Below are 12,253 nucleotides of genomic sequence, written 5' to 3'. Positions count from 1 at the left end.
TTTCGATGTAGTTCGCGGGCAAACCGAATTTACTCATGAAAAAATTGGCCTTACCTTGAACTAGTGATGTTTGCTTTCGTCTTGCATCAGAAGATTTTCCCCCTCTGTAAATTGAAATCCGTCAAATTCACGGGCGCTTTTTGCGGCGCAGCATTCTTTTGCACTGCACGCACAAAACCTTCACAAACGCGAATCTTGTAACAAAAGTTGATAACAAAGTGAGAGCGAGGCCAACTTCGAGACGAGCGAAACAGGGCGAAACCCACGGAGGGTGGAATATCGAGCGACACATTTCGCCCCGTTAAACCCCTAACCAACCTCGATATGGCCGGCCGCAAACTGATTCCTTGCATCCGCCCCACGCCGTGCAATCAACGGAATTTGATTGGAGGCGGCCTGTTCTAAAGGCGACATAAACATTTTAGGGGCTATAGCGGCTTATATCGCATGTGCGGTTATTGTCGGTTGAACCGAGGGATAACCGCCAATATATTGAACCTCTGTGGTGGGAAGGGCCTTAGCTCATATGGAGACACCAACAACAGCCCCGAAGGCAAGGTAGCGCGATGTTCGCACCACGCGTCTTTGCGAGCATGATTGGCGCTTTGGCGGTCTTTGCCATCGTCACCTATCTGCTGAACGGTTCGCTTACCTCGACCCTTTTTCAAACCTTGATTTGCGCCGTCTTGATGCAGGTCGGGTATTTTCTGGCTGTCGTTTTTCTCGTCTGGCAGAAGGCCCGCGAGCGCGACAGGCAGGCGGCCGAGAACGCACGCGCAACGACCGATGAAAAACAGGCGGGTAAGGTTTCGCCGGGGCGTTTGAACAGGCCGGGTCACTTCAACCCGTAGGGCACGGTGGGGAGCTCCCCTCGCCGCCCGCGATGCCTACAACAAAAATGTCAACGTTTTGACGCGGTTGCGACATGATCCCGTTGCATCGTGCGGCGGGCCAGCAAGGAATACCAATGCCGGCCATGCCCGACGTAACGCTGGAGGCCACAATGACCGCAGCTGCAACGATGGACGTTTGTGTCATCATCGCCGCAAAAAATGCCGCCGAAACGATCGCAAGGGCCGTCGCTTCGGCTCTGGCCGAGCCGGAAACGGCCGAGGTCATCGTCATCGACGACGGCTCGACCGACACGACCGCATCAGCCGCCCTGTCCGCTGCCGATGACACCGGGCGATTGAACGTCGTGCGCTTTGAAAAAAACAGGGGGCCGGCTGCAGCACGAAACCACGCGATCTCGATCAGCCGCTCGCCTATCCTCGCCATCCTCGATGCCGACGATTTCTTTCTGCCCGGCAGGCTGGCCCAGCTTCTTGGGGTTTCGGATTGGGATTTTGTCGCCGACAACATCGCCTTCATGGACGAGACGGCTGCCGCCAGCGCAGCGGCCGACGTGGGCCGGTTCCAACCGGAGCCGCGCCTTCTCGATCTCACCGGCTTCGTCGAAGGCAATATCTCGCGCCGCGGTGTCAGGCGTGGCGAGATCGGTTTTCTCAAACCCCTCATGCGGCGTGCGTTCCTGTCCAGCCATCAACTCGCTTACAACGAGACCCTCCGCCTCGGGGAAGACTACGACCTCTATCTGCGGGCGCTTGCCAAGGGTGCACGCTACAAGATCATCCACAGCTGCGGCTATGCGGCGATCGTGCGTGGCAATTCGCTCAGCGGTAGTCACCGCACCGAAGACCTGAAGCGCCTTTATGAGGCCGACCGTGCCATCCTCGCCGACAATCAATTGAGTGCAGAAGCGACGGCCGTGATCCGCCGGCATGAACGCCATATCCGGGGACGTTACGAACATCGGCGCTTTCTCGACCTGAAGCGCGAGGGCGGCCCAATGGCTGCCGTCACCTACCTGCTCGGCAAGCCGGGGGCCGTTCCGGCAGTCGCCGGTGGGATCTTTGCCGATAAGACCGAACGTATGCGATCGGGCAAGCCGGACGCTCCGGTGGAACTCGGCGGCTCGGGGCGGCTGCGCTACCTGCTCCCAGCTTCCGCTGAGTTGAGCCAATGATAGGCTAAACGGCGCCCGCTCGGGGCGCCGCTTGATCTCAGCCCTTAGAGATAATCGCGACGAACTGTATCGAGTACGTCGCGGAAGCGTGCCTTGCGTTCGGCCAGGACGCGGTCTTCGCTCAATTGCGGCTGCGCTCTGCTTGCCTGCCACAATGCCAACGTCGACGGCGCCGCCAGAAGCTGCTTGGCCGCTCCACGCAAGAAAGTTTGCCTTGGCTGGGTCGCTCCGACGACCAGGTCTCCGTCGATCTGCCGCCGGTTCGGGTCTTCACCATAGGTCTCGGCGATATCAAAACCCATGCCCCAGAACCGGGTCCCCTTGATCATCGCTTCCGCCCGGCTTGAAACCGGGACATGGCGAGGGCGATAGGTGACCCCGACCGTCCGGGCCCAATCGTTCCATTTGAAGCTGTTGATGCTGTTCGAAGTCGAGACCGCGACCCACGGAACGCGAAAGGCGTCCGCGAGGATCGCTCCGTGCATCGATTCGGCCACGATCAGCTCGGACTGCGCGATCTCCCGGATCACGGCTCCGGCCTCTCCACGCGGGTCGATGTAGTGCAGGCCGACCGTGCCGCAGGTCGTCGGCCACATGCCGGCAATCGCACTCTCCCAATGGGGCACGAAGCTACGCTTGTGGATCTTGGGCAAGTTCTGGAACTCCGGCATCTCGGCGACCATCACCGCCGGGTCAACAATGCCGCGTTCGGGTTCGATACCGACCTTTTCGGCCGTCAGCGGGCCGCGCACACAACGAATGTCCCATTCCGCCGTATCGCGCATATCCGGAAGCGTGCCATAGCCAAAGCCGCTGCCAAGCACCAATTTTCGCATGCCGTCGGGTAATAACGCTCGATTGAGCACCGTACCGACGCCGACGAGCAGAATGTCGTCATGGCTGTCGCGGAAACCAGGCAAGAGGAAATCCCAGAGCCAAAGATTGAGGTCGTCTCCAAAATTTCCGTGATGTGATTCCCAGTAATAGGGCTTCATAAGCGGTCCCTTCTCTCAAATAAAAATGTGTCCGGCGCCGCAAGCGGCGGGTCTTTCTCCCTTCTGAGGGATGCTGTCTTCGTGATCAGTGTTGCGGTGACAGTTTGCCGACGGCCAGTTCAAGGGCGCTTTGCAACAATTTCGGATCGCGCCATACCCAGCGGGCAAGCAGCCTGAACTGTGGCACCTTCCTGCGACGCAGGCGCCGAGCCTGACTCCACAATGCCTGACGGCGGGCCGTATGCTGATAGGAGCGGATCGAGGCGATTTCCTGCGGCCGGCGCGAAAAGCGGCCCTCAAGCGTTTCAAGCGCCACGAAAGTGTTGAACTGCTGCTGCAGAAATTCCGGCGAATCGTTGTCGATCGAATGGAAGATGTTGATGCCCTCGCCGCGTTCCGCACCCGCGGCATCGCAAAGGACCACACGTCGCGCCGACAGCACGCAATCGCAGAAGAACAGCACGTCCTCGGCTGCCAGCCGGAGTGCGGCATCGAAGCGGATCGTTTCGAACAGCGAGCGCCCGATCACCATGCAGGAAAGGTGCAGAAAGCTCCAATTCCTCAGCATGACGTTGGATAGATCGGGGATTTCCACGACCAGCGGGCTCTCCTGCAGCCGGATGCAGGTATCGCTCTTCAGGAGATCGGCGACTCCAAAATGGTAGTAGAATGCATCGCCTCCCGTTATCGACGCCCAATAACAATCGGCATCGAATCGCGTCAGGCTTTGATAGGCATTTCTGAGGTGATCCGGCGTCCAGACGTCGTCGGAATCAAGGAATGCTACGAACTCCGAATCCTCAGGAACATGGTCGAGCCCGGTGTTGCGTGCGCCGCCCGGTCCCTGGTTGGGTTGGCGCACGATGGTGATGCGCTCGCGCATGTTTTCGCTGAGCGGCGCCAGCTCCTCATCAACAGGATAAGGAGATTGATCGTCGACGACCAAAACATGGAAGTCCTGAAATGTCTGGGCGAAGACGGACGAAAGCGCCCGCCGAAGGATGCCCGGCTCCTTCTGGTAGTAAGGTATAATAATCGTCAGCTTTGCCATCTTTTCGCCCCTGAGGCTTCTCTACAAAGAGTCTTGCGTGGTCTCCTCCCACTGGGTCGCGGCCGTATGTCTATCGCTTGTCCTTTGTCACTCATTCTTTCAAAGGGCTCACGGGATGTTCGCCATGCCCTCAACCGTCAATGCCAAATCCGTCACCCGTAACGTCGGCTGGAGCGTGCTCTCAAAGACAGGCACATTCGGGCTGAAATTTGTCACCGTGCCTATTCTTGCGCGCATCCTGACGCCTGAAGAGTTCGGAACAGTCGCTGTCGCACTCACCGTCGTGCAGTTTCTGGCAATGATCGGCGGCGCCGGTCTGGCCTCCGCGCTGATCATTCAGCGCGACGAGGAAATGGACCTTGTCCATTCCGCATTCTGGGCGAATCTGGCGATTTCAATGGCAATGGCGCTTGGGCTTTTTGTCTTTGCCGCACCGCTCGCAACGCTGCTGGGGGCGCCGGAAGCTGCCTACCTATTGAAGATGATGAGCCTGCTCATTCCGCTTCAGCTCGGCGGCGATGTCGCTTATGCGCTCCTGGCCCGGCGCATGAATTTCAGCAAGGATGCCGCCTGGAGCATGATTTCGGAAACGCTCGGCGCTCTCGTCGCCGTCGCCATGGCGCTCGCCGGTTTCGGCGTGTGGTCGCTCCTCGGGCAGCTCTTCGTATCGGCGTTGATCCGCCTTTTCGGGCTTTATGCCGTCTCCGGCTACGTACCGAGGCTGGTCTTCTCGTTTCGGCGCGTATGGATATTAAGCCGCTTCAGTCTCGGCATGATGGGCTCCGAAATCGCAAATTTCATTACCTTCCAGTCGCCAATGGTGGTGATCTCCCGCTATCTCGGTCTTTCCGATGCCGGCGCCTATTCCGCCGCCAACCGGTTCTCCAGCATTCCAAACCAGATCGTGCTTTCAGCTGTCATGGGTGTGCTTTTCCCCGCCTTCAGCCATATGGGCGAGGATCGCGAGCGCCGGTCGCAGGCGTTGATGCTAAGCACGCAGGTCACCACGGTGTTGCTTGCTCCGATGATGTTCGGGCTGTGGGCGCTCGCCGAACCAGCGATGCTCGTCCTCTTCGGCAGCCAATGGGCGGCGGCCTGGCCCGTTCTCGGCCTTCTGGCTTTGTCCAAGGGCATCCTGACCCCCTGCAGCACCTACGTGCCCTATCTCAAAGGCATCGGCCAGGGCGCCGTCCTGTTCTGGTGGGCTGTGATCCGAGCTGTCATCACCACCGGCGCGGTCGCGTATGGGGCCATCAACGGCTCACTGATCGACGCGATGATCGCGCTTTGCATCGTCAACGTTCTGACGCTGGTCGGATATTCATGGGTGGTCTTCCGGGCCGACCATATGCCGTTCGTGAGAGGCTTCTTCGTCTCAACGCGGCCGATGTTTGCGGCCTTTGCCATGGCGCTTGCCGTGCGTTTTCTGCTCGAGCGATTCGGCCCCCTGGTTCCCAACGCCATCTTGCAGGTGCTGATCGGGGCTGCCATCGGCGGTCTCATCTATCTCATTCTGATGGTTCTGACCGAGCGGCAGTTGCTGGTGAAACTACATCGGATGATCCGCCAGCGCGGCGCGGTGGGTGTTTCGCCAGAACCTGCGGAATGATCGTAAATGGCGAGCTCGGCCCTGCCTTACACTCGCCGCAATTCGCGCCGCCGGCAGCAAAAAAACTCCGATTTGACAATGATCAACGAAAAAAAATCTGCAATTTTTGATCGCAATTAATCGGCGTGTGTTCAATCACAGACTTTGGTTCATGAGAATATGAGCATATTCCACAACATGCGACAATACGTGCGCTTTTAAGGATTGAAGGGGTCGATTCCCTGTTGTTTTGCCGCTAACTCGAAATGTGGCGAATGCTGCACCGCAACAAATCATGGCTGATTCTTTTGTTGCAGCGCCATATTTTTATCCACGCCCCTGCCCTAGTTTAATCGATGCGGGCTCTAGTCTGCTCTGTTGAAACGGCGCCGAAAATGACGCTGGCAGATAGGAGTGACGGATATCGTGGCTATGGACGCGAACATTTCCTCGCGGATCAATTTGATGCGCATCGTGCTGATCTCGGGCATCGTCTTCGTACATGTGCCGCATGATCCGCAAACCAGCCCGTTCCTGGGAACCTATGGGTTTCTGGACTGGCTGCGCGTGTTTTTGGGCGACAGCCTGTTTCGCGTCGGCGTTCCCTGCCTCAGCGCGATCTCGGGCTATCTCATGTTCCGACGCGGTCTGGACACGTTCGATTATAAGAAGACTCTTCGGACCAAGGCGCGCACGGTGCTGCTTCCCTTCCTTCTGTGGAACCTCGCGTTTCTCGCTCTCGTCTATGTGGCGCAGCTCAAGAATATTGGCTTCGGCTACCTTCCCGATGTGGTCAATGCCACGCCACGCGAATGGCTGAGCCTTGCTTTCGCACTTGAGGCGCTGCCGATCAACGTTCCACTCTACTTTCTGCGCGATCTGCTGCTATGCATCCTGCTCTCGCCATTGCTGGCCTGGCTGATCAAGCGCTATCCGCTGCAAACGCTTGGTGTTCTGCTCGCCTTCGCCGTGCTCCCGCTGCCGAATGGCATCTTCCTGAAGAAATCCATCCTCTTCGGCTTCTGCACCGGTATCTATCTGAGCCTGCATCGCATCGATACCAAGCTGCTCGACCCCTATGCCCGATCGATCACCGCCGTTTTCCTCGCCGCCGCTGTCGCGCTCTCGATCGTTCTTTACCAGACCGGTCCGGAGTTCCCGGTCTGGGTCGATATGCTGCGCAGCCTAACGGCACTTTCCGGCATCGTCGGATCCTGGGCCGTTTCAGCGCTTCTCGTGCGCACCCGGCTCGGCGAACGCCTGGCGCGTACCGGTGGCCTCAGCTTCTGGATCTTCTGTGCCCATTACCCCCTGCTCATCGTTTCCTGGATGGTCTGGAATCGCACCGAGATCGCCGACTATCGCCTGTTCTATTTCACGATCCCGTTCATCACGATCGCCATTCTCGTTGCCGCGCATGGGCTTGCCAAGCGCCTGGCACCGGGCCTCACCGCCGTCCTGACCGGCAGCCGCACCGGCTCCTCCCAAGCCAACGCGCGCCCGGATACCGGCCGTCGCTCCGACTACTCGCCACAGCAAAGGACCTGACCATGAGATCGATCAGACCTCACCGCCTCGCCCTTCTCACATGTCTCGCCACCGGCCTTGCCGGCTCCGCAATGGCACAGGAAGGTGCCACCGGCACGTCGTTCCTCGACAACTTCGACACGCTCGACACCGGCCACTGGTATGTTTCGGATGGCTGGAACAACGGGCCGCACCAGAACTGCACCTGGTCGAAGGAGCAGGCGGTGGTCGTTGACGGCATCCTTGAACTGAAGTTCGAGGAGGGCAAGACAGGCGAACGCAACTATGCCTGCGGCGAGGTCCAGACCCGCAAGCGGTTCGGCTATGGGACCTACGAAGCCCGCATCAAGTCCGCCGACGGATCGGGGCTGAACTCAGCCTTCTTTACCTATATCGGTCCTGCCGACAAAAAGGCGCATGACGAGATCGACTTCGAAGTGCTCGGCAAGAACCCGGCAAAGGTGCAGCTCAATCAGTACGTCTCCGCCAAGGGCGGCAACGAGAAGCTCGCCGACGTACCGGGCGGCGCCAACCAAGGCTTCAACGACTACGCCTTCGTCTGGGAGAAGGAGCGTATCCGTTACTACGTCAATGGTGAACTGGTTCACGAAGTGACCGATCCCGCCAAGATCCCGTCCAACGCCCAGAAGATCTTCTTCAGCCTGTGGGGCACCGACACCCTCAGCGATTGGATGGGCACCTTTAACTACAAGGGGCCGACAGCGCTGCAGGTTGACCGGATCGCCTTCACCGCACCCAACGACAAGTGCCAGTTCGCCGAGTCCGTCGCCTGCAAATTGAACTGAGGACGGCACAACGCCGCCGCATCCGTGCATCGCAACGCCACCGTTGCGATGCACGATTTCTTGAATCAAGCTTGGCTCGGGCTAAGCACGAAAACGGATGTTTTCATGCTGCAGATACTTTATTTCGCGCAGGATCTGGCTGACCCCGCGGTTCGCCGTCGAATCCTGATGTTGAAGGCAGGCGGTGCGCGCGTGACGCTGGCCGGCTTTCGCCGGGGCGCGAACGCACTGGCCGCGATCGAGGGCATCGATCCGATCGAGCTCGGCACGACGCGCGACGGTCGCTTTGCCCAGCGGGTCTCAGCGATCACCAAGGCCTGCCTGTCGCTACCCGCCAAGCTGCGCGCGGTCGGCCGGCCCGACCTGATCATCGCCCGCAACCTCGACATGCTCGCCGTCGCCAACAAGGCGGTTTCCATGTTCGGCGGTGATGTCCCTATTGTCTATGAATGCCTCGACATTCACCGCCTGCTTCTGCGCAAGGACGTGGCTGGACGCGCCATGCGCGCCAGCGAAGCCTATCTCGGACGCAATGCGCGCCTTTTGATCACCAGTTCTCCCGCCTTCGTCGAGCATTATTTCCGCCCACTCTCCGGGTTGGAGACGCCAGTCATGCTGCTGGAGAACAAGGTGCTGGAGCTCGGCGATCGAGATTGCCTGCAGGTTTCCGCGGCCCCCACAGCGCGACCGGACGGCCCCTGGCGGATCGGCTGGTTCGGTGCGCTACGCTGCCGCAAGTCGCTCGAACTGCTTTCGACGTTCTCGCGCCGCATGGAGGGCCGTTTCGAGATCGTACTACGCGGCCGGCCCGCCTATTCCGAGTTCGACGATTTCGACGGTTTCATTCGCAATGAGCCGCACATGACCTTCCACGGCGCTTACCGCAGCCCGGAAGACCTCGGCGCGATCTACGACGAGATCGATTTCACCTGGGCGATCGATTTTTTCGAGGAGGGCCAGAACTCCAAATGGCTGCTTCCGAACCGGCTCTATGAGGGCTGCCGACACGGACGGGTTCCGATCGCCATGCGCGGCACGGAGACGGCCCGTTTTCTGGCGGTCCGCGGTCTTGGTTTTCTGCTTGATGAACCCGAGCCGGACAACCTCGTTTCGCTCCTTGGAGCGGTCGATGCCAACAGCCACGCCGATGCGTCTGGGCGGGTTGCCGCCTGCAACACCGACACCTGGGTCTTTCGCCACACCGATTGCGAGAACCTCGTGAGGCGCCTTTCGGCAATTTCATCGACGGCCCCCGAGCCCGCGACGCCCCTTTCTCAAGCCCGTCAAAACGAAGGTGGTTTGTCATGAACACAACAGATCTGACGTCGACGCGCAGCCTGATCGTCATCCCCTGCCTCAATGAGGCTGAACATATCGAAGCTCTGGTGGACAAGCTTCGTCCGTCACTGGCGCCACTTAATGCGGTCATCCTGATTGCCGACGGCGGCAGTACCGATGGCACCCGCGAAATCGCAGCGCGGCTGGCCCAAGGCGATCCGTCCGTCCTGGCGCTCGATAATCCCAAGCGCATCCAGAGCGCCGCAATCAATCTTGCGGTGGCCGAGTATGGCTCATCCTTCGACTTTCTGATCCGCATCGATGCGCATGGCACCTATCCTGATGATTATTGCCAGAAGCTCGTCGACGAAGTGATCGCAACCGGCGCCGACTCCGTCGTCGTTGCCATGGAGACAGTCGGCTTCACGCCGTTTCAGAAGGCGACGGCCTATGCCCAGAATTCCAAGCTCGGAAATGGCGGCGCCAAACACCGGCTCGGGGCCACAAGCCATTGGGCCGACCACGGCCATCATGCGCTGATGCGCATTGCAGCCTTCAAGGCGATCGGCGGTTACGACGAGAGCTTCAGTCACAACGAAGATGCCGAGTTCGACTATCGGTTCCGCAAGGCCGGCTATCGCATCTGGATGACCGACAGAACGAGCATGGTCTATTACCCCCGGGCAAAGATCGGGCCGCTGTTTCGGCAGTATTTCAGCTACGGCCGCGGGCGAGCCCGCAACGTGCTGAAGCATCGCGTCGCGCCAAGCCTGCGTCAATTGTTGCCGCTCGCCGTGGCACCGATCGCAATCGGCGCCCTGCTCGCCGTCATCAACTGGGTCGCCGCCGTGCCGGTCGTACTTTGGGCTGCAGCTTGCATCGGCTACGGGGCCTGGATGGCGCTCGGCCAGAAAAACCCCTACGGCCCGCTGGCAGCGGTTTCGGCCATGGTGATGCATTTCGCCTGGTCCGCCGGTTTCTGGCGCGAGCTGCTCGACCTTCGCAACAGGCGGGTCGCACCATGATTGAGGCAACGAAGAAAATGGCCGCCGGCCTTCGGGTCGACATCGCGGTCTGCACGTTTCGCCGGCGAGAGCTTGCCGAAACCCTGCGTTCGCTGGCTGCCATTACCGTGCCGGATGGGACGGCAATTCGGATCATCGTCGCCGACAACGATCTACAGCCAAGTGCCGAAGGTCTTGTCGACGCATTGAGGTCGGAAATTCCCTTCGGGATCGACTATGTGCATTGCCCGGCGAGCAACATCTCGATCGCCCGTAACGCCTGCCTTGATAACGCATCGGGCGACTACCTCGCCTTCGTCGATGACGACGAAACGGTTGCTCGCGACTGGCTGGTGCGTCTGCTGGAGACGGCCTCAGCCACCGGGGCCGAGGCGGTTCTCGGCCCGGTCCGAGCCGAATATGACCTTTCGGCGCCGTCCTGGATGCGCCGCGGTGACTTCCACTCGACGCGACCCGTCTGGGTCGGCGGCGAGATCATAACGGGCTACACCTGCAACGTCTTGCTCGATCGAAAAACGCCGGCACTTGCCGGCCGGCGTTTCAACCTCGCGCTCGGCCGAACCGGCGGTGAAGATACGGAGTTCTTCACCCATATGCACAAGGCCGGCGGCCGTCTGGCCTATGCGTCGGATGCCCTGGTCTACGAAATAGTGCCGGAAAAGCGCGCCAGCTTCCAATGGTTGGCAAAACGACGCTTTCGCTCGGGCCAGACACATGGACGCCTGCTCGCACAGGCCTCTGCAGGCAGCGGAAAAGCCGTCGAGATCGTTCGTGCCGCCGCAAAGTGCGGGTATTGCGCTGCCGCAAGCCTCATCCTGCTCGCCTCGCCGGTCGCGCGTTCGCGCTATGCCCTGCGTGCCGTCATGCATGCCGGCGTCGTCAGCGGCCTTTTCGGCGTTCGCGAGCTCGAGCAATACGGCACATCGGAAGTGGCGGCGCCATGACGACAACCAATCCAGATGTCAGCTTCGTCATCGCGGCCTTCAAGGCGGCTGATACAATCACGCGCGCAATCGACAGTGCGCTCGCCCAGGAAGATGTCTCGGTCGAAGTCATCGTCGTCGACGATGCGTCGCAGGACAATACGGCGGCTGTCCTCGAGGCTATCGCCGATCCGCGTATCCGGGTGATCCGACTTCCGGCCAACCGGGGCCCTGGCGGCGCGCGCAACGCCGGTCTCGACGCAGCCCGCGGCGAATGGGTCGCCATCCTCGATGCCGACGACACGGTTCGCCCCGGAAGACTTGCGCGAATGATCGCACGGGCACGCCGCGAAAGCGCTGATATCGCCGTCGACAATCTGGAGGTTCTGAACCTTGATGGCCGGCGCGAACGGATGTTTGACGACACGACGCTTGAGAATACACCGGTTCTCACCCTTGCCGCCTTCATCGAATCCAACGTGCTTTTCAGGTCGACCTATAATTTCGGCTACATGAAGCCGATCTTCGAACGTCGGTTTCTTGAGCAAAAGCGCCTCCGCTTCAAGGAAGAGATCCGCATCGGCGAAGACTATATCCTGCTGGCCTCGGCCCTTGCCGAAGGCGGGCGCTGTGTCGTCGATCCGTCCGCCGGCTATCGTTATCACATCCGCGAAGGCTCCATCTCGCGCGTGCTGGAACTGCGCCACGTCGATGCGATGATCGCCGCCGACACAGACTTCCTCAGCACCCACGCCATCGACGCAAGCGCGATGGCCATGCAGCGCAAGCGCAGCCGCAGCCTTTACGAGGCGCGCGCCTTCTTGGCACTCGTTGAACACATCAAATCCAGATCGCTGGGCGGCGCCATCAGAACCGCGCTCTCCAACCCCCGCGCGCTCCGGCATCTCAGGATGCCGATCGCCGTGCGACTGCGCCGCCTGGTTGCGCCGCTGTCGCGCTTGAAGCCCGCCACAATGACGGTGGCGGCTGAACGATCCACCTCGGGCAAAAGCCCTCACACGAGAAAAGGATAA

The 12,253-nt window shown here is 60.2% G+C and carries 11 protein-coding genes; 9 read left to right on the top strand and 2 right to left on the bottom strand.

The annotated features are described in order from the left end of the window. Nucleotides 1–566: 566 nt before the first annotated feature. The gene (locus tag ASD03_RS17255; RefSeq protein WP_057214409.1) at nucleotides 567–851 is read left to right on the top strand and encodes an exopolysaccharide production repressor protein; all 285 of its coding nucleotides are present in this window, start codon (nucleotides 567–569) and stop codon (nucleotides 849–851) included. A gap of 152 nt (nucleotides 852–1,003) precedes the next feature. Then, a complete protein-coding gene (locus tag ASD03_RS17250) occupies nucleotides 1,004–2,026 on the top strand; it encodes a glycosyltransferase family 2 protein (RefSeq protein ID WP_057214484.1) in 1,023 nt (340 codons plus the stop codon). A 44-nt stretch (nucleotides 2,027–2,070) separates the two neighbouring features. Here the strand turns inward: ASD03_RS17250 and ASD03_RS17245 are convergent, their stop codons facing one another. Next, nucleotides 2,071–3,021 carry a polysaccharide pyruvyl transferase family protein gene (locus tag ASD03_RS17245; protein WP_057214406.1) on the bottom strand — a complete coding sequence of 317 codons (951 nt, stop codon included), beginning with the start codon at nucleotides 3,019–3,021 and terminating at the stop codon, nucleotides 2,071–2,073. 85 nt (nucleotides 3,022–3,106) lie between these two features. Then, on the bottom strand, nucleotides 3,107–4,072 hold the full coding sequence (locus ASD03_RS17240) for a glycosyltransferase family 2 protein (RefSeq protein WP_057214402.1): 966 nt from the start codon (nucleotides 4,070–4,072) through the stop codon (nucleotides 3,107–3,109). Between the two features lie 124 nt (nucleotides 4,073–4,196). On the opposite strand from ASD03_RS17240, the gene ASD03_RS17235 reads away from it, so the two are divergent. The 7 genes from ASD03_RS17235 to ASD03_RS17205 all read left to right on the top strand — a co-directional run bounded on the left by ASD03_RS17235 (nucleotide 4,197) and on the right by ASD03_RS17205 (nucleotide 12,253). Beyond that, the gene (locus tag ASD03_RS17235; protein WP_057214481.1) at nucleotides 4,197–5,681 is read left to right on the top strand and encodes a lipopolysaccharide biosynthesis protein; all 1,485 of its coding nucleotides are present in this window, start codon (nucleotides 4,197–4,199) and stop codon (nucleotides 5,679–5,681) included. 411 nt (nucleotides 5,682–6,092) lie between these two features. Continuing rightward, a complete protein-coding gene (locus ASD03_RS17230) occupies nucleotides 6,093–7,208 on the top strand; it encodes an acyltransferase (protein WP_057214401.1) in 1,116 nt (371 codons plus the stop codon). A 2-nt stretch (nucleotides 7,209–7,210) separates the two neighbouring features. Further along, nucleotides 7,211–7,993, top strand: coding sequence for a glycoside hydrolase family 16 protein (locus ASD03_RS17225; RefSeq protein ID WP_025428865.1), 783 nt, complete (start codon nucleotides 7,211–7,213; stop codon nucleotides 7,991–7,993). Between the two features lie 105 nt (nucleotides 7,994–8,098). Continuing rightward, a complete protein-coding gene (locus ASD03_RS17220; protein ID WP_057214478.1) occupies nucleotides 8,099–9,301 on the top strand; it encodes a hypothetical protein in 1,203 nt (400 codons plus the stop codon). Then, on the top strand, nucleotides 9,298–10,296 hold the full coding sequence (locus tag ASD03_RS17215) for a glycosyltransferase family 2 protein (protein WP_025428867.1): 999 nt from the start codon (nucleotides 9,298–9,300) through the stop codon (nucleotides 10,294–10,296). The genes ASD03_RS17220 and ASD03_RS17215 overlap by 4 nt, the downstream gene beginning before the upstream one ends. Before the next feature lie 17 nt (nucleotides 10,297–10,313). After that, on the top strand, nucleotides 10,314–11,240 hold the full coding sequence (locus tag ASD03_RS17210) for a glycosyltransferase family 2 protein (protein ID WP_057214475.1): 927 nt from the start codon (nucleotides 10,314–10,316) through the stop codon (nucleotides 11,238–11,240). Beyond that, complete coding sequence (locus ASD03_RS17205; protein WP_057214398.1) at nucleotides 11,237–12,253, top strand: glycosyltransferase family 2 protein; 1,017 nt, start codon at nucleotides 11,237–11,239, stop codon at nucleotides 12,251–12,253. The genes ASD03_RS17210 and ASD03_RS17205 overlap by 4 nt, the downstream gene beginning before the upstream one ends.

This window comes from Ensifer sp. Root127 (assembly GCF_001425225.1).
Classification (GTDB): domain Bacteria; phylum Pseudomonadota; class Alphaproteobacteria; order Rhizobiales; family Rhizobiaceae; genus Ensifer; species Ensifer canadensis.
The sequence above is the reverse complement of the archived record's forward strand: the minus strand, read 5'-3'. Positions and strand labels throughout refer to the sequence as shown.